This window comes from Burkholderia sp. SR8 (assembly GCF_052851275.1).
Map to the genome: position 1 here is coordinate 400,454 of NZ_JAULUC010000001.1, position 17,544 is coordinate 417,997.

The 17,544-nt window shown below is 66.2% G+C and carries 19 protein-coding genes; 3 read left to right on the top strand and 16 right to left on the bottom strand.

All coding sequences use genetic code 11. The features are described from left to right. The first annotated feature begins 88 nt into the window (after nucleotides 1-88). Nucleotides 89-814 carry a glycine zipper 2TM domain-containing protein gene (locus Q3A80_RS01945; protein ID WP_446327415.1) on the top strand — a complete coding sequence of 242 codons (726 nt, stop codon included), beginning with the start codon at nucleotides 89-91 and terminating at the stop codon, nucleotides 812-814. A 134-nt stretch (nucleotides 815-948) separates the two neighbouring features. On the opposite strand, the gene iscX is transcribed toward Q3A80_RS01945, so the two are convergent. The 12 genes from iscX to Q3A80_RS02005 form a co-directional block, all read right to left on the bottom strand. Next, complete coding sequence (iscX, locus tag Q3A80_RS01950; RefSeq protein ID WP_446327416.1) at nucleotides 949-1,158, bottom strand: Fe-S cluster assembly protein IscX; 210 nt, start codon at nucleotides 1,156-1,158, stop codon at nucleotides 949-951. A 44-nt stretch (nucleotides 1,159-1,202) separates the two neighbouring features. After that, nucleotides 1,203-1,544, bottom strand: a complete 342-nt coding sequence (gene fdx, locus Q3A80_RS01955; RefSeq protein ID WP_006754135.1) for an ISC system 2Fe-2S type ferredoxin — start codon at nucleotides 1,542-1,544, stop codon at nucleotides 1,203-1,205. An 88-nt stretch (nucleotides 1,545-1,632) separates the two neighbouring features. Further along, nucleotides 1,633-3,501 (bottom strand): Fe-S protein assembly chaperone HscA, encoded by a 1,869-nt coding sequence (gene hscA, locus Q3A80_RS01960; protein ID WP_446327417.1) that lies wholly within the window; start codon nucleotides 3,499-3,501, stop codon nucleotides 1,633-1,635. Between the two features lie 54 nt (nucleotides 3,502-3,555). Next, on the bottom strand, nucleotides 3,556-4,083 hold the full coding sequence (hscB, locus tag Q3A80_RS01965) for a Fe-S protein assembly co-chaperone HscB (RefSeq protein ID WP_446327418.1): 528 nt from the start codon (nucleotides 4,081-4,083) through the stop codon (nucleotides 3,556-3,558). Between the two features lie 94 nt (nucleotides 4,084-4,177). After that, complete coding sequence (gene iscA, locus Q3A80_RS01970; RefSeq protein WP_012492710.1) at nucleotides 4,178-4,501, bottom strand: iron-sulfur cluster assembly protein IscA; 324 nt, start codon at nucleotides 4,499-4,501, stop codon at nucleotides 4,178-4,180. Between the two features lie 144 nt (nucleotides 4,502-4,645). Then, the gene (gene iscU / locus Q3A80_RS01975) at nucleotides 4,646-5,053 is read right to left on the bottom strand and encodes a Fe-S cluster assembly scaffold IscU (RefSeq protein WP_009691729.1); all 408 of its coding nucleotides are present in this window, start codon (nucleotides 5,051-5,053) and stop codon (nucleotides 4,646-4,648) included. 68 nt (nucleotides 5,054-5,121) lie between these two features. Beyond that, a complete protein-coding gene (locus Q3A80_RS01980) occupies nucleotides 5,122-6,345 on the bottom strand; it encodes an IscS subfamily cysteine desulfurase (protein WP_446327419.1) in 1,224 nt (407 codons plus the stop codon). 63 nt (nucleotides 6,346-6,408) lie between these two features. Continuing rightward, on the bottom strand, nucleotides 6,409-6,948 hold the full coding sequence (iscR, locus tag Q3A80_RS01985) for a Fe-S cluster assembly transcriptional regulator IscR (RefSeq protein ID WP_009691731.1): 540 nt from the start codon (nucleotides 6,946-6,948) through the stop codon (nucleotides 6,409-6,411). Between the two features lie 117 nt (nucleotides 6,949-7,065). Then, a complete protein-coding gene (locus Q3A80_RS01990) occupies nucleotides 7,066-7,548 on the bottom strand; it encodes a low molecular weight protein-tyrosine-phosphatase (protein ID WP_446327420.1) in 483 nt (160 codons plus the stop codon). Nucleotides 7,549-7,649: 101 nt separating this feature from the next. Continuing rightward, complete coding sequence (locus tag Q3A80_RS01995) at nucleotides 7,650-7,877, bottom strand: hypothetical protein (protein WP_151067425.1); 228 nt, start codon at nucleotides 7,875-7,877, stop codon at nucleotides 7,650-7,652. Between the two features lie 126 nt (nucleotides 7,878-8,003). Next, a complete protein-coding gene (locus tag Q3A80_RS02000) occupies nucleotides 8,004-9,416 on the bottom strand; it encodes a lactate utilization protein B (protein ID WP_446327421.1) in 1,413 nt (470 codons plus the stop codon). Nucleotides 9,417-9,451: 35 nt separating this feature from the next. After that, nucleotides 9,452-10,174, bottom strand: coding sequence for a (Fe-S)-binding protein (locus tag Q3A80_RS02005; RefSeq protein WP_228904844.1), 723 nt, complete (start codon nucleotides 10,172-10,174; stop codon nucleotides 9,452-9,454). Between the two features lie 182 nt (nucleotides 10,175-10,356). Here Q3A80_RS02005 and Q3A80_RS02010 point away from each other — a divergent pair, with 182 nt between their 5' ends. Then, nucleotides 10,357-11,166 (top strand): IclR family transcriptional regulator, encoded by an 810-nt coding sequence (locus Q3A80_RS02010; protein ID WP_446327422.1) that lies wholly within the window; start codon nucleotides 10,357-10,359, stop codon nucleotides 11,164-11,166. Nucleotides 11,167-11,268: 102 nt separating this feature from the next. Here the strand turns inward: Q3A80_RS02010 and pbpG are convergent, their stop codons facing one another. Together pbpG and Q3A80_RS02020 are read right to left on the bottom strand one after the other, a co-directional pair. Next, nucleotides 11,269-12,423, bottom strand: coding sequence for a D-alanyl-D-alanine endopeptidase (gene pbpG / locus Q3A80_RS02015; RefSeq protein ID WP_446327423.1), 1,155 nt, complete (start codon nucleotides 12,421-12,423; stop codon nucleotides 11,269-11,271). Between the two features lie 216 nt (nucleotides 12,424-12,639). Next, a complete protein-coding gene (locus tag Q3A80_RS02020; protein WP_446327424.1) occupies nucleotides 12,640-12,807 on the bottom strand; it encodes a hypothetical protein in 168 nt (55 codons plus the stop codon). A gap of 288 nt (nucleotides 12,808-13,095) precedes the next feature. On the opposite strand from Q3A80_RS02020, the gene Q3A80_RS02025 reads away from it, so the two are divergent. Continuing rightward, nucleotides 13,096-13,662, top strand: coding sequence for a phasin family protein (locus Q3A80_RS02025; protein ID WP_151067434.1), 567 nt, complete (start codon nucleotides 13,096-13,098; stop codon nucleotides 13,660-13,662). Nucleotides 13,663-13,856: 194 nt separating this feature from the next. Here Q3A80_RS02025 and lpdA read toward each other — a convergent pair whose 3' ends face one another. Both lpdA and aceF read right to left on the bottom strand, forming a co-directional pair. Then, nucleotides 13,857-15,623, bottom strand: coding sequence for a dihydrolipoyl dehydrogenase (lpdA, locus tag Q3A80_RS02030; RefSeq protein ID WP_446327425.1), 1,767 nt, complete (start codon nucleotides 15,621-15,623; stop codon nucleotides 13,857-13,859). Between the two features lie 280 nt (nucleotides 15,624-15,903). Further along, the gene (aceF, locus tag Q3A80_RS02035; protein ID WP_446327426.1) at nucleotides 15,904-17,535 is read right to left on the bottom strand and encodes a dihydrolipoyllysine-residue acetyltransferase; all 1,632 of its coding nucleotides are present in this window, start codon (nucleotides 17,533-17,535) and stop codon (nucleotides 15,904-15,906) included. Nucleotides 17,536-17,544: the final 9 nt, after the last annotated feature.

The window sequence follows — 17,544 nt, forward strand, 5'->3', positions numbered from 1 at the left end:
AGGCGCCGGAACGCCGAGTCTGATCGCTCCCGAGCGTGGGATCCGGCCTGCGCCAGCGTGCCCGGCCGGATCGACACCGGAGAACAAAATGGACAACCAGAATCAGACCACGCCGCAAAAGCAACGCCTCCACCCGCTGATCGCGACCGCGGCAGGCGCCGTCATCGTCGCCAGCCTCGCCGCCACCGCGGCGATCACGGGCATCTTCCCGAAGGCCAGCAGCAACAACGCGCAGAACGGCCAGACCCAGGCCGCGCTGATCGCGTCGCAGCCGGCCGTCGATACGGCCGCAGCCGCCAGCGCCGCGCGCGCCGCGCAGGCACAGCAGGAGGCGGCCGAACGGGCCGCGCAGCAAAAGGCCATCGCGCAGGCGGAGCCGAAACCCGCGCCGCGTCCGGCCGCCACGCACCATCGCCACACGCCGGCACCGCAACCGCCGCAATACGCGCAGCAGCCGTCCGCGCCCGCGCAGCCTGCCTATTGCCAGAGCTGCGGCACGATCGTCGCGATCACGCAAACGCGCACGCCGGGCCAGAGCTCGGGGATCGGCGCGGTCGGCGGCGCGGCCGCCGGCGGCCTGCTCGGCAACCAGTTCGGCCACGGCAACGGCCGCACCGCGATGACGATCATCGGCGCGCTCGGCGGCGGTCTCGCCGGCAACCAGGTCGAGAAGCAGGTGCGGGCGGAAACCGACTACCAGGTGGAAGTACAGATGGAAAGCGGCGCGACGCGCACGTTCACGTACCACAACCCGCCGCCGTTCGGTCAGGGCCAGCGCGTGCGGATCGAAAACGGCACGCTGGTCGGCGCGTAACGGATGACGCCATGCCGGGCGGTGCGCGTGCACCGCGCCGGAAACGAAAAAGGCTCGCGATGCATCGCATCACGAGCCTTTTCCTTTGGCGTCAGCCGTCGAGTCTTGTCGGCGGCGGCGTGCCGGCGCGACGCTCAGTCTTCGTCGTCGAAGTCCGATTCGTCGATCCAGTGAGCCTGGATCGCTTCGAGGATCTTCTCGCCCGAGTGAGCCGGGTCGTCGCTGAAGCCGTCGAGTTCGATCACCCATTGGCGCAGGTCGACGAAATTGATCCGCTGCGGATCGACGTCCGGATGCTTGTCTGCCAGCGCGATGGCGATTTCGCGCGAATCGGTCCATTTCATGGCCTGCTCTCCCGTGTACGCGGCGAGTCCGCCCCGCCTGTGCGTCAGTGATTTTCCTTCGCGTGATTGATCGAGTACTTCGGAATCTCGACCACCAGGTCCGAATCTTCCTGCACGATCGCCTGGCACGACAGGCGCGACGTCGGCTCGAGGCCCCACGCCTTGTCGAGCAGGTCGTCCTCGTCCTCTTCGGACGGCTCGAGATCGTTGAAGCCCTCGCGGATCACCACGTGGCACGTCGTGCACGCGCACGATTTCTCGCATGCATGTTCGATCTCGATCCCGTTGTCGAGCAGGTTGTCGCAAATACTCTTGCCGGGCGTCGCGTCGATCACTGCGCCGTCCGGGCACAGTTCGACGTGAGGCAGCACCACCAGTTGAGGCATGTCCGTTCCGTCAGTCAGGGTGCGGCGGCGGGCGCCGCACGGTTCAATATCGCGCGGGCCGTCGCCGGCCCGCGTGCACGTCGTTGGTTCAGATCTCGTCGAGGCGTCGGCCCGACAGCGCGCGCTTGATGCTCTTGTCCATCCGGCGCGCGGCGAATTCGTCGGTGCCGTCGGCGAGCGTCTTCGTCGCCGCTTCGATCGCGTCCGCGTCGTCGCCCTGCGCGACCGTGCGCAGCGCCGCGACGAGCGCGTCGATCCGCGTGCGCTCCGCGTCGTCGAGCAACTCGCCGTCAGCGGCCAGCGCCGCCTGCGTCGCCTCGATCATCCGCTCGGCCTCGACCTGCGCTTCGCGCAGCGCCCGCGCGCGCATGTCGATCTCGGCCGTCTTGAAGCTGTCCTCGAGCATCTTCGCGATGTCGTCATCCGCAAGGCCGTACGACGGCTTCACGACGACCGACGCTTCGACGCCCGAATGCTGCTCGCGCGCGAACACCGACAGCAGCCCGTCCGCGTCGACCTGGTAGGTCACGCGAATGCGCGCCGCGCCGGCCGTCATCGGCGGGATGCCGCGCAGCTCGAAACGGGCGAGCGACCGGCAGTCGGCGACGAGCTCCCGCTCGCCCTGCACGACGTGGATCGCCATCGCGGTCTGGCCGTCCTTGAAGGTCGTGAATTCCTGCGCACGCGCGATCGGAATCGTCGAATTGCGCGGAATGATCTTCTCGACGAGTCCGCCCATCGTCTCGACACCGAGCGACAGCGGAATCACGTCGAGCAGCAGCCAGTCGTCGCCGCTGCCGCGATTGCCGGCCAGCAGGTCGGCCTGGATCGCCGCGCCGAGCGCGACGACCTGGTCGGGATCGAGATTGACGAGCGGCGGCTGGCCGAAATATTTCGCGACCGCGTCGCGGATCACCGGCATGCGCGTCGCGCCGCCGACGAGCACGACACCCTTGATGTCGGCCGGAGTGACCTGCGCATCGCGCAGTGCCTTGCGGGTCGGCGTCAGCGTGCGCTGCACGAGCGGCTCGACGAGCGACGCGAACGTGTCGTGCGAAATCGTCTGGACGAGGTGCGCACCGCTCGACAGCGTCACGTCGAGCGACGCGTCGGGCGCCGACGACAGCGCTTCCTTAAGCACGCGCACGCGATCGAGCAGCAGGCGCACGTCCTCGGGCGCGAGCGTCTTCGCGTCGATGCCGGCCTGCGCGAGCACGTGATCGAACAACGCGTGGTCGAAATCGTCGCCGCCGAGCGCGGAATCGCCGCCCGCGGCCAGCACTTCGAACACGCCCTTCGTCAGTTTCAGGATCGACAGGTCGAACGTGCCGCCGCCGAGGTCGTACACCGCATACAGGCCTTCGGCCGCGTTGTCGAGACCGTACGCGATCGCGGCCGCGGTCGGTTCGTTCAGCAGGCGCAGCACGTTCAGGCCCGCGAGACGCGCGGCGTCCTTCGTCGCCTGACGCTGCGCATCGTCGAAATACGCGGGCACCGTGATCACCGCGCCGACCAGCTCGTCGCCAAGCGTGTCTTCCGCGCGGTAGCGCAGCGTCGCGAGAATCTCGGCCGACACTTCAACGGGGCTCTTCACGCCGTCGATCGTGCGGATCTGCACCATGCCCGGCGCATCGACGAATTCGTACGGCGCGTTCGCCGCGCCCTCGACCTCGGCCTTGCCGCGGCCCATGAAGCGCTTGACCGACACGATCGTGTTGCGCGGATCGGTCGCGGCCTGCTCCTTCGCGTCGTGGCCGATGCGGCGGCCGCCCTTCTCCAGATAACGGACCACCGACGGCAGCAGCACGCGGCCCGCTTCGTCCGGCAGCACTTCGGGCACGCTGTTGCGCACGGCCGCGACGAGCGAGTTCGTCGTGCCGAGATCGATCCCGACAGCGAGTCGCCGCTGGTGCGGCGCCGGCGCCATGCCCGGTTCGGAAATTTGCAGTAAAGCCATCTTGGTTCGTTCGGGCGCTCGGCCCGTTTGCTGCGCGTGCCGCGAGGCACGCGGTTAAGTTTCGAGACGCTCGATCTGCGCGCCCACTTCCGACGCGACCCGTTCGATGAACATCAGCTGGCGCACGGCCTCGGCGGCGGCCTGGTCCGCCCCGCTGTCGAGCAGCGTGCCGAGGCGCGCGAGCCGCACGCGCTTCTCGTCGCGCAGTTCGGCGAGCAGCGCATCGAGCGCATCGACGTTGCGGGCGGCCGCGGCATCCTCGATGCCTTCGCGCCACTCCATCTGCTGCATCAGGAACGCCGGCTCCATCGCGGTGTTGTTTTCCGCGCCGATGTCGACGCCGCGCAGCGACAGCAGGTAGGTCGCGCGCTTCAGCGGATCGCGCAGCGTGCGGTACGCCTCGTTCGCGCGCGTCGCCCATTGCATCGCGATGCGCTTTTGCGCGTCGCCGGCCGCCGCGAAGCGGTCAGGGTGCACCTGCGTCTGCACCGTGCGATACGCGCTGTCGAGCGCCGCCTCGTCGAGCGCGAATTGCGCCGGCAGGTGAAACAGATCGAAGTGGCTGTCTTTCAGCGAAACCATCGTCGCGTTCAATTCCGGTTCGTCGCGCGGCAAACGCCGCACATTAAAAAGGCGGCCCGTGCCGCCTCTTGTCCGCATCGCGCGGAAGCCCGCGTCACACGCGGAACGATTCGCCGCAGCCGCACTCGTCCTTCACGTTCGGGTTGTTGAACTTGAACCCTTCGTTCAGGCCTTCGCGGGCGAAGTCGAGCTCGGTGCCGTCGATGTACGCAAGGCTTTTCGGGTCGACGATGACCTTCACGCCATGGCTCTCGAACACCTGATCCTCGGGCGCCAGCTCGTCGACATACTCGAGCTTGTACGCGAGTCCCGAGCACCCGGTCGTGCGAACGCCAAGCCGCAGGCCCATACCCTTGCCGCGACGGACGAGGTATTTCTGCACGTGCTGTGCTGCTTTTTCGGTCAGTGTAATTGCCATGATGTCCTTGCCGCGGCGTGCCGCAGGGGCGCGCCGCGTTCCCTTCCAAGCGCCCCCAAAACCTGTCGCTTCGCGCCAGGCCCCCAAGGGGGGTCAATCAAACTTGGGGCGGCCCGGCGTTTTATCGAGAAGCCGCTCGATGCGTCAGGCAGCTGCCTGATCGCCTTCCTTGGTGTCGTGGCGCTTCTTGTAGTCGGCCACGGCTGCCTTGATCGCGTCTTCCGCGAGAATCGAGCAGTGAATCTTCACCGGCGGCAGGGCCAGTTCTTCGGCGATCTGCGTGTTCTTGATCGACAGCGCCTCGTCGAGCGTCTTGCCCTTCACCCATTCGGTCACGAGCGAGCTCGACGCGATGGCCGAACCGCAGCCGTACGTCTTGAACTTCGCGTCTTCGATCACGCCGTCCGCGCCGACGCGGATCTGCAGCTTCATCACGTCGCCGCAGGCCGGCGCGCCGACCATGCCCGTGCCGACCGCGTCGTCGTCTTTCGCGAACGAACCGACGTTACGCGGGTTTTCGTAGTGATCCAGAACCTTGTTGCTGTATGACATGACTCAGACTCCTTGACTCGTTACGTCTGCGTGCGCAAATCCGCCCGCGAATGTGTTCAATGCGGTATTCAGTGTGCGGCCCATTCGATCGTCGACAGATCGATGCCTTCCTGGTGCATTTCCCAGAGCGGCGACAGTTCGCGCAGCTTCGCGATCTTGCTGTTCAGCAGGTCGATCACGAAGTCGACGTCCTGCTCGGTCGTGAAGCGGCCGACCGTGAAGCGGATCGAGCTGTGCGCGAGTTCGTCGTTGCGGCCGAGCGCGCGCAGCACGTACGACGGCTCGAGCGACGCCGACGTGCACGCGGAGCCCGACGACACCGCGACGTCCTTGATCGCCATGATCAGCGACTCGCCTTCGACGAAGTTGAAGCTGATGTTCAGGTTGTGCGGGACACGGTGCTCCATGTCGCCGTTCACGTACGTTTCCTCGATCTGCGACAGGCCGCGCAGCAGCTTGTCGCGCAGCATGCGGATACGCTCGTTCTCGGTCGCCATTTCCTCGCGCGCGATGCGGAACGCTTCGCCCATGCCGACGATCTGGTGCGTCGGCAGCGTGCCCGACCGCATCCCGCGCTCGTGACCGCCGCCGTGCATCTGCGCTTCGATGCGCACGCGCGGCTTGCGGCGCACGTACAGCGCGCCGATGCCCTTCGGGCCGTACGTCTTGTGCGCGGAGAACGACATCAGGTCGACCTTCAGCTTCGCGAGATCGATCTCGACCTTGCCGGTCGATTGCGCGGCGTCGACATGGAACACAATGCCCTTTTCGCGGCAGATCTCGCCGATCGTTTCGATGTCCTGGATCACGCCGATCTCGTTGTTCACGTGCATCACCGACACGAGGATCGTGTCCGGGCGCAGCGCGGCCTTGAACACGTCGAGGTCGATCAGGCCGTCTTCCTTCACGTCGAGATAGGTGACTTCGAAGCCGTCGCGCTCGAGCTCGCGGCAGGTGTCGAGCACGGCCTTGTGCTCGGTCTTCACCGTCACGATGTGCTTGCCCTTGCCCTTGTAGAAGTTCGCGGCGCCCTTGATCGCGAGGTTGTCCGATTCCGTTGCGCCGGACGTCCAGATGATCTCGCGCGGATCCGCGTTCACGAGCGCGGCCACCTGTTCGCGCGCTTCCTCGACCGCGCGTTCCGCATCCCAGCCGTACGCGTGGCTGCGCGATGCCGGGTTGCCGAACTGCTCGCGCAGGTACGGCACCATCTTGTCGACCACGCGCGGGTCGACCGGCGTCGTCGCGCTGTAATCCATGTAGATGGGCAGGTGGAGAGTCTCTTGGGTCATCTGTCGCTCCGGGAATTCTGTGCAGGGACTATGTGCGTTATGGGGTGTGCGGCGGGTTCGCGTTCACGAACTCGCGATGTTGAACACCGAATTGGGACCGAGCGGCATCGTGCGCACCGGTTCGGCCGGCGCCGCGACGGGCTCCGGCGTGCGCCGGTCGCGCAGCACCGCGGGTGCGCCCTCGCGTGCGCGCTGCTGATCGACGAGATCCTGCAGCGACACCGAATCGAGGTATTCGACCATCTTCTGGTTCAGGGTCGACCACAGCTCGTGCGTCATGCAATGGCCGTCGGGCTGCTTCGAGCCGTCGCACGTGCCTTTGCCGCCGCACTGCGTGGCGTCGAGCGGTTCATCGACCGCGATGATGATGTCGGCAACGGTGACGTCCTGCGCGCGGCGCGCGAGGTTGTAGCCGCCGCCCGGGCCGCGCACGGATTCGACGATTTCATGCCTGCGCAGCTTGCCGAACAGCTGTTCGAGATACGAGAGCGAAATCCGCTGGCGCTGGCTGATGCCTGCAAGCGTCACCGGGCCCTGCTCCTGGCGCAGTGCCAAGTCAATCATCGCCGTGACGGCGAAACGGCCTTTGGTGGTGAGTCTCATGGTGTCTAGGGGACTGCAATCTTGACGATTTTGGTCAAGTATAAATATTTGACGTTTTTAGTCAAGTATCCATGTCTGCGGCAGGGTATTCGCAACACGCTGAATACCGTGCCGCGATCAGCGCGCGGTGCGGCTGCGCAGCGCGTCCAGCAGGCCTGCGCACGCGCGCTCGACCTGATCGAGCACCTGTTCGAAGCCCTGCGCGCCGCCGAAATAAGGATCGGCCACTTCGGTCTCGGCCGCGCCCGGTGCGAATTCCATCAGCAGGCGCACCTTGTCGCGGTGCTCGGCCGGGCAGCGCCGGCGCAGTTCGGCGAGGTTCGCTTCGTCCATCGCCAGCAGCAGGTCGAACCGTTCGAAGTCCGCCGCGCTCACCTGCCGCGCCCGCAGCGCCGACAGGTCGTAGCCGCGCGTGCGGGCCGCCGCCTGCGCGCGCGTGTCGGGCGACTCGCCGACGTGCCAGTCGCCGGTGCCCGCCGAATCGATCGCGATCCGGTCGGCCAGCCCGGCCGCGTCGACCTGGTGGCGCATCACGCCTTCTGCGGTGGGCGAACGGCAGATGTTGCCGAGACAGACGAAACAGATCGCAACGCGGGTCATCGCACTATCGGAAAGCCGCGGCGAACCGCGAGGGAGAACAACGCGCCATTATACAAACGCGTCGGAAATCGCGCCGCCGCGCAAAGCGACGGCGGCGTGCCTTACAGCGCCTTCGGTGCGGCGAGCACCACGTCGCCGGAAGCGGCCGGCAACGGCGTGGCCGCGTCGCCGACGAGCCCGAACGATACCGCGCGCGCCAGTTCGGCCGATGCCTGATGGACGGCGATCGGGCCACGCGACGGCGCATCGGCCATCGCATGCAGATAAGCGACCGCGGCGAGCGGGACGACGATTGCCAGCGGCCAGTACATCGATATTGTCTTTCTCATGATGCAGCTCCTTGACCTCATTCCCCGAATCCACTTTCGGGGACTACAGGCAAGATTCTATAGACCGCACCTATCGGGATAAATACGTAAATAGTGAATGCACTGTTGCTGCCCGATGAACAGTCGTCAGCCGAGGTGGCTTTGCGATGCGGCGTACAGTTCGCGGAACGTTCGGCCGGTGGGCGTCGGCATGTCGCGCGTATCCATCCAGCCGCCCATCATCGGCAGGCGCCGCAACGTGCCGCCGTTGCCGCCCAGCCGCTCCAGGATCCGCACCGCGAGCTTCGTCGTCAGCGCGTACAGCATCGGCCGGCGCGCGAAAAAGCCCCACGCCGCGAGCGCCGCCCGCTCGCGCCACGGCCGCAGGTGCCGCTCGACCTGCTTCTCGCGCAGCGTGCGCAGCAGGTGCGACAGCGGGATCCCGGCCGGGCACACGCTGTCGCATTCGCCGCACAGCGTCGCGGCCTGCGGCAGGTCGAGCGCGCGATCGACGCCGACGTAGCTCGGCGTCAGCACCGACCCCATCGGGCCCGGATAGACCCACCCGTACGCGTGGCCGCCGACCTTCTGGTACACCGGGCAATGGTTCATGCACGCGCCGCAGCGGATGCAGCGCAGCATCTCCTGGAACTCGCCGCCGATCAGGCCGGTGCGGCCGCCGTCGACGAGCACCACGTAGTTGTGCTCGGGGCCGTCCTCGTCGTCCGGGCCGCGCGGCCCGGTCAACAGCGAAAAGTAGTTCGACGTCTTCTGGCCGGTCGCGGAGCGCGGCAGCAGGCGCATCGCGGTCGCGAGATCCTCGAGCGTCGGCAGCACCTTCTCGATGCCCGTCACCGCGACGTGCACGCGCGGCATCACCGTGCACATCCCTTCGTTGCCTTCGTTGGTGACGATCGCGACCGAGCCCGTCTCGGCGATCACGAAGTTGCCGCCCGTCACGCCCATGTCGGCCGACAGGAAATGCGGGCGCAGCATCTCGCGCGCCTCGCGCGTCATGTCGGGAATCTCGGTCAGCCTCTCGCGCTGGTGCGTGCGCGCGAACAGGTCGGCGATCTCGTCCTTGTCCTTGTGGACGACCGGCGCAATGATGTGGCTCGGCGGCTCGTTGTCGTTGATCTGCAGGATGTATTCGCCGAGGTCCGTCTCGATCGACTGCACGCCCATCTCGGCGAGCACTGCGTTCAGGCGCATTTCCTCGGACACCATCGACTTCGTCTTGATCACCTTCTTCACGTCGTGGCGCCGCGCGATGTCCGCGACGAGCCGCGCGGCATCCGCGGTCGTTTCCGCGTACAGCACGGTCGTGCCGCGCCGCGTCGCCTCGCGCTCGAACGCGTCGAGCCACACGTCGAGATTCTCCAGCGCGCGGTTGCGGCGCGCCTTCAGCGCGGCGCGCGTCGCCGGGAAGTCGATCGCCGTCATCGCGTCGGCACGCGCGGACACGAACTTCGTCGACAGCTTCTTCAGGTTCTGCTGCAGGCGCTGGTCGGCGAGCTTCTGGCCGGCACGCGCCTTGAAATGCATCGATTGGACTTGCATCGCGGTATCGGGAGAAATGTGAGCGGAACCGGGCGTCAGACGTCGCCCGCCAGCACCTGCGCGACGTGCAGCACGCGCGTGTCGCGGTCGCCGGTGCGGCGCAACCGCCCTTCGATGTTCAGCATGCAGCCGAGGTCGCCGAGCACGACCGCACCCGCGCCGGACGCGCGCACGTTCGCGCATTTTTCGTCGGCGATCGCTGCCGAAATGTCGCCGTACTTGACCGCGAACGTGCCGCCGAAGCCGCAGCAGTGCTCGCAGTCCTTCATCTCGGTGACGGCCACGCCGCGCTGCGCGAGCAGCGCGCGCGGCTGCGCCTTCACGCCGAGCTCGCGCAGCCCCGAGCATGAGTCGTGGTACGTGACGGGGCCGGCGAATTCGCCCGGCGCGAGCGTGACCTTCGCGACGTTCGCGAGGAAATCGGTCAGTTCGTAGACTTTCTGCTGGAACCGCGCATACCGCCCCATCAGCTCGGGATCGTCGCGGAACAGGTCGCCGTAGTGCGCGCGGATCATGCCGCCGCACGAGCCCGACGGCGCGACGACGTAGTCGAACTGCTCGAACTCGCGCAGCGTCTTTTCCGCGAGGTCGCGCGCGAGCGCGCGCTCGCCCGAGTTGTAGGCCGGCTGCCCGCAGCAGGTTTGCGCGGGCGGCACGAACACCTCGTAGCCGGCATCGCGAATCAGTTTCAGCGCCGAAAAACCGATTTCCGGACGCATCAGGTCGACCAGGCAGGTCACGAACAAACCGACTCGCATATGCGCTCCTTCGAGAAAACGGCTCTCATTATCCGCCGTTTGGCCGGCAAGACCAACGCCGGCGCATGCGCAAGCGCCGGCCGCCGGAAGCGAGGACTTCCTCGAACGGCGTTCGCTTTTTTCACAATACGAGATACAATCGTTGCAACACCGCTTGACGCGTCAACTGATTCTCCCCCGACATGAGCCAACCCACCCCGGATTCCAAAACGTCGATCCAGGTGATCGAACGCATGATGCGGCTGCTGGACGCGCTCGCCGCGCACAGCGACCCCGTCAGCCTGAAGGAGCTAGCGCAGCGCACGGATCTCCATCCGTCGACCGCGCACCGCATCCTCAACGACATGGTGACCTGCCGCCTCGTCGACCGCTCCGATCCCGGCACGTACCGGCTCGGCATGCGGCTGCTCGAGCTCGGCAACCTCGTGAAGGCACGCCTGTCGGTGCGCGACGCGGCGCTGATGCCGATGCGCGAACTGCACCGCCTCACCGGCCAGACCGTGAACCTGTCGGTGCGCCAGGGCGACGAGATCGTCTATATCGAACGCGCGTATTCCGAACGCTCGGGGATGCAGGTCGTCCGCGCGATCGGCGGCCGTGCGCCGCTGCACCTGACGTCGGTCGGCAAGCTGTTTCTCGCGGCCGACGAAACGGCGCGCGTGCGTGCGTATGCGACGCGCACCGGGCTGTCCGGTCACACGCAGAACAGCATCACCGATATCGCGAAGCTCGAGCGCGAGCTGACGATCGTGCGCCAGCAATCGTGCGCGCGCGACAACGAGGAGCTGGAGCTCGGCGTGCGCTGCATCGCGGCCGGCATCTACGACGACTCGGGCAAGCTCGTCGCGGGCCTGTCGCTGTCGGCGCCGGCCGACCGTCTGCAGGACGCGTGGCTCGGCCAGCTGAGCCGCACCGCGCTGACCATCTCGGAATCGCTCGGTTACCGCCCTGCGCCCGCGAAGGACACGGAAGGGCTGCAGCGGCAGGCGTGAGCCGCACTGCCCAACGCGCGTTCACCGAATGAAAAAGCCCCGCGACTGCGGGGCTTTTGCGTTGCGGAGACCGGTACGCGGCGGCGCGCCGCCGCGGCTCGATCAGGTGCCGCCGTTTGCCGTGTTGGCCGCCGTCAGGCGCTCGCCGCCGCCGGCGTCGAGCCAGTTGCGCAGGCGTGCCGCGTCGGCGAAGCGCGAGTACTTGCCGAACGAATCGAGCAGCACCATCACCATCGGCCGGCCGTGGATCGTCGCCTGCATCACCAGGCATTCGCCGGCCTCGTTGATGAAGCCCGTTTTCTGCAGACCGATGTCCCACGAGCCGTTGCCGCGAATCAGCGCGTTCGTGCTGTTGTACACGAGGTTGCGCTTGCCGGTATAGACGTCGTAAGTCCGATCCGTCGAGAACTGGCGGATCATCGGGTACTGGTACGCCGCATTGACCATCTTCACGAGGTCGCGCGCGCTCGACACGTTCGAGCTCGACAGGCCGGTCGAGTTCTCGAAGTGCGTGTCGTTCATGCCGAGCGCCTTCGCCTTCGCGTTCATCGCGGCGATGAACGCCGGCCGGCCGCCCGGGTAGTAACGCGACAGCGCGGCCGCCGCGCGGTTTTCCGATGCCATCAGCGCGATGTGCAGCATGTCCTCGCGCGACAGGACCGAGCCGACCGACAGGCGCGAGCCCGTGCCCTTCTCGTAGTCGCGATCCTCGTCGGTGACTTCGAGCTGGTCGGTCATCGGCGCCTTCGAGTCGAGCACGACCATCGCGGTCATCAGCTTCGAAATCGACGCGATCGGCACGACGGCGTGCGAATTCTTGTCGAACAGCGGCTCGCCGGTGTTCTGGTCGACGACGTACGCGACGCTCGAGCGCAGCGCGAGCGCGTCCGGCGTGTCGTGCAGGCCGAACGCCTGGCCGACCGTCGGGCGGCGCGGCTGGAACGCGACCTTGCGCACCGCGCCGCGATGGCCGTGCACGTTCGCGGCGAGCGTCGCGCGCTTGCGCGAGCCCTTCGCGCGCGGCGCGTCGGCCGCTGCGACGTCGGCGGATTTGGCGGACGCGGCCTTCACCGACTTCTTCGCGGACGACGCGGAAGCGGCTTTCTTGACGGCGTGGTGAGTCTTCGCAGTGGCGGCAAAGGCGTCAGCGGGCGTGACGGACGCAGCGGTCGCCAGCAACGCGACGGCGACCGACACAGCCGTGCCGAGCGTCATGCTCTGCAACAATCTGCGCGGTGAAAACGATTCGGCTTTCATTGGGGTCTGGACAAAGCGGGCGGGAGGTTTCCGCAAGTGTAGTTAAAGCTGAAAAAAAGAGCAATATTAGGCACTTACCGATCGTCTTTAAACCGGAATGTAAGCGTCGCCCGACCTTCCATCGATCGACCCTCCCGCTCCCATCGAAAAAATCGATGGCAAGCGCGGCCCGACAGTACCCGTCTCCCGATTACCACGCGGTTAATTGAGATAACGTCACTTCGGCGACAAATTAAAGCGGGGAAAGTACGTAAAGCGGGAAAGTACGTATCCGGCGCTCGGGGTGCCTGCGGCACCGGTCTCGGCCATGGCGGCGGCACGTCGCCACGGCACGCGCATCGAAACGGCGCGTTTTTCGACAGGAACAGAAGCATAACGTTCCATGTGCCTGTCAGGTTTACCTGGGCTTGATCATGGTGCGGCGCGCCTGCCCCGGCCGGGTGCGCACCATCTGGGACCGCGCGTGAAACCGATTCCGGACGACCACGATAACTCGTTGTTTTATCGATAATTTGTCATGATTGTGCAACGCACAAAAAATGCTTGACAACGGTTTTCTCTGCCCTAAAATACGACTCATTGCTGCGTTGCACAAAGCACGCGCACCGGAGTTCCCCGTCGTAGTGCCCTTTATCCCCTGCGATCGACGCGATCGCTTTTCAGGAGCTTGACATGTCCTTGCTGACCCCCGAGCAAATCGCCGCCGCACAGAAAGCCAACCTCGAAAGCCTGTTCGGTCTGACGACCAAGGCGTTCGAAGGCGTCGAAAAGCTGATCGAACTGAATCTGCAGGTCGTGAAGTCGACGCTGACGGAAAGCCAGGAAAACGCCCAGCGTCTGCTGTCGGTGAAGGATGCGCAGGAACTGATCGCGCTGCAGGCGAGCCTGTCGCAGCCGGTCGCGGAAAAGGTGCTGTCGTACAGCCGTCACCTGTACGAAATCGCGTCGTCGACGCAAGCCGAGTTCGCGAAGGTTGCCGAAGCGCAATTCGAAGAGCAGAACAAGAAGGTCCAGGCGCTCGTCGACAACGTCGCGAAGAACGCGCCGGCCGGTTCGGAAACGGCTGTCGCCGCGCTGAAGTCGGCACTGAACGCTGCGAACACCACGTACGAAACGGTCCAGAAGGCTGCGAAGCAAGCCGTCGAGATCGCCGAAACGAACTTCAACGCGGCTGCCGCTGTCGCGACGAAGGCTGCCACGGCTGCTGCATCGCGCCGTGCGAGCAAGCCGGCCGCGTAAGCGTCCGCTGCTCCTGAAGAAGCCGCGCTCTGCGCGGCTTTTTCGTTTCCGGCGCCCGAACCCCGCACATCGCGCGCCATCGGTCAGCTGGCGAGGCTGGCGTCGGCCGCGTGCAAAAGAAAACGCCGCCGTCCGGCATCTCCGGGCGGCGGCGTTTTTTCGCGGCCGGCACGTGGCCGGCCGGGCCGATTGCGTTACTTCTTGCGTTGCGGCGGCAGGTCGGTACAGACGCCTTCGTACAGCTCGGCGGCCATGCCGACCGATTCGCCGAGCGTCGGGTGCGGGTGGATCGTCTTGCCGATGTCTTCCGCGTCCGCGCCCATCTCGACGGCGAGGCACACTTCGCTGATCAGGTCGCCCGCGTTCAGGCCGACGATGCCGCCGCCGATCACGCGATGGGTTTCCTCGTCGAAGATCAGCTTCGTGAAGCCTTCGTCGCGGCCGTTCGCGATCGCGCGGCCCGATGCGGCCCACGGGAACACTGCCTTGCCGTACTTGATGCCTTCGGCCTTGCACTGGTCTTCCGTCTTGCCGGCCCACGCCACTTCCGGATCGGTGTATGCGACCGACGGGATCTGCAGCGCGTCGAAGTATGCCTTCTCGCCGTGAGCGGCTTCCGCTGCGACGTGGCCTTCATGGACGGCCTTGTGCGCGAGCATCGGCTGGCCGACGACGTCGCCGATCGCGAAGATGTGCGGGACGTTCGTGCGCATCTGCTTGTCGACTTCGATGAAGCCGCGGTCGGTGACCGCGACGCCGGCCTTGTCGGCACCGATCTTCTTGCCATTCGGGCTGCGGCCCACCGCGACGAGCACGAGGTCGTAGCGCTGCGCTTCCGCCGGCGCCTTTTCGCCCTCGAACTTCACGTAGATGCCGTCTTCCTTCGCTTCCGCGCCGACCGTCTTGGTCTTCAGCATCACGTTGCCGAAGCGCTTCGCGTTGTACTTTTCCCAGACCTTCACGAGATCGCGGTCCGCGCCCATCATCAGGCCGTCCATCATTTCGACGACGTCAATCTCGGCGCCGAGCGTCGAGTAGACCGTTGCCATTTCGAGGCCGATGATGCCGCCGCCGATCACGAGCATGCGCTTGGGCAGCTGGCGCAGTTCGAGCGCGCCGGTCGAATCGACGACGCGCGGGTCTTCCGGCATGAACGGCAGCTTCACCGCTTGCGAGCCGGCGGCGATGATCGCCTGCTTGAACTTGACGACCTTCTTGCCGTTTTCGCCCTGCACTTCCATGTGGAACGGATCGACGAATGCGCCGACGCCGGTGACCACTTCGACCTTGCGTGCCTTCGCCATGCCGGCGAGGCCCGTCGTCAGTTTCTTGACGACGCCGCCCTTGAAGTCGCGCAGCTTGTCGAGGTCGACTTGCGGCTTGCCGAACGTGATGCCGTGCGATGCGAGCGCCGTGGCTTCCTCGACGACGAGCGACGTATGCAGCAGTGCTTTCGACGGAATGCAGCCGACGTTCAGACACACGCCGCCGAGCGTCGAATAGCGTTCGACCAGTACCGTCTTCATGCCGAGGTCGGCGGCGCGGAACGCGGCCGAGTAGCCGCCGGGGCCGGCGCCGAGCACGAGCATGTCGCACTCGATGTCGGCGGCGCCGCTGTAGCTGCCGGCTTGCGGCGCGGGCGCCGGAGCAGCCGCGGCGGGAGCCGGTGCGGCTGCTGCGGGCTTGGCCGGCTCGGGTGCTTTCGCGGGTGCGGCGGCGCCTGCCGATGCTTCGACGATGGCGATGATCGTGCCTTGCGAGACTTTCTCGCCGGCTTTGACCTTGACTTCCTTGACGGTGCCGGCGACGTCGCTGGGCACTTCCATGGATGCTTTATCGGATTCGAGCGTGATGAGCGTTTGCTCTTTTTCGATCACGTCGCCCGGCTTGACGTTGACTTCGATGACATCGACGCCGCTGAAATCGCCGATATCCGGAACCTTGACTTCGATGAGACTCATGACTGTCCCCTTCTTGATTAGCTGCAGACAGAGGGGGAGGGTTGCTCGATTGACCTGGCGATCACGGCCTGACAAAAGAACGAGAATCCGGGCAGAACCACCTTTGCTGTCCGCCCAAGGACGCGCCTTTCTTTTGGTTACTTTTCTTTGGAAGACAAAGAAAAGTGACCGCCGCCCCGCGCAGGGGCGACGCTAATAGACCGTTAACGCAAACAGGTTCAACGACAAGGGCGTGGAGAACCGACACAAACCCACGCCCCCGCGAGCATCTCCCCGCTCATCAAAGAATGATGCGACGGAAATCCGCGAGCAACGCGCCAAGATACGCATTGAACCGCGCGGCTTCGGCGCCATCGATCACGCGATGGTCATACGACAGCGACAGCGGCAGCGTGAGTCGCGGCACGAACTGCTTGCCGTCCCACACCGGCTTCATCTGACCGCGCGACAGACCGAGAATCGCGACTTCCGGCGCGTTGATGATCGGCGTGAAGTTCGTGCCGCCGATCCCGCCGAGCGACGAGATCGAGAAGCAGCCGCCCTGCATCTGGTCCGGCTTCAGCTTGCCGTCGCGTGCGGCCTTCGACAGCTCCGCCATTTCCTTCGCGATGTCGACGAGGCCCTTCTTGTCCGCGTCGCGGATCACCGGCACGACGAGACCGTTCGGCGTATCGGCCGCGAACCCGATGTGGTAGTACTGCTTGAACACCAGGTTGTCGCCGTCGAGGCTCGCGTTGAAGGTCGGGAACTTCTTCAGCGCGGCAACGACCGCCTTGATCACGAACGCGAGCATCGTGAACTTCACGCCCGCCTTTTCGTGCTCCTTGTTCAGCTGCACGCGCAGCGCTTCGAGCTCGGTGATGTCCGCTTCGTCGTTGTTCGTGACGTGCGGGATCATCACCCAGTTGCGATGCAGGTTCGCGCCCGAGATCTTCTTGATGCGCGACAGCGGCTTCGCTTCGAACGGGCCGAACTTCGAGAAGTCGACCTTCGGCCACGGCAGCAGGTTCAGCTCGCCGCCGCCAGCCGGCGCGGCGGCCGCAGCCGGGGCTGCGCGCTGGCCGGTCATCACGCCCTTCACGAAGCCCGTGACGTCTTCCTTCGTGATGCGGCCCTTCGGACCGCTACCCTGCACGCGTGCGACTTCGACGCCGAGTTCGCGCGCGAACTTGCGCACGGACGGCGACGCGTGGCTCGCGCGGTATTCGCCCGACGGCGCAGCGGCCGGCGCGGCGGCAGCCGGCGCCGGTGCGGCCTGCGCGGGTGCCGGTGCGGCGGCGGGCGCCGCAGCGGCCGCGGCCGGCGCCGGTGCGCTTGCCTGCGGCGCGGCGGCAGCCGGTGCGCCGGCTGCGTCGAGCAGCACGATCAGCGTGCCTTCCGACACCGAATCGCCCACCTTGACCTTGATTTCCTTCACGACGCCGGCGGCCGGGCTCGGCACGTCCATCGTCGCCTTGTCGGACTCGAGCGTGACGAGCGACTGCTCCTTCTCGACCGTGTCGCCGACCTTCACGCCGATCTCGATCACCGGAACATCCTTGTAGTCGCCGATGTCGGGCACCTTGACCTCGAGCGTGCCGCCCGACGCTGCGGGCGCGGCGGCCGGTGCCGCTGCGGCCGGAGCCGGCGTCGGCGCTGCTGCAGGCGCGGCCGCGCCGTTGACTGCCGCGGCGGCGCCGTCGAGCAGGATGATCAGCGAGCCTTCCGACACGGAATCGCCGACCTTGACCTTCACTTCCTTGACCGTGCCGCCGGCCGGGCTCGGGACGTCCATCGTCGCCTTGTCCGACTCGAGCGTGACGAGCGACTGCTCGGGCTCGACCGTGTCGCCAGCCTTCACGAGCACCTCGATGACGGGCACGTCCTTGTAATCGCCGATATCCGGCACCTTCACTTCGATCGCTTGACTCATCTTTTTGTG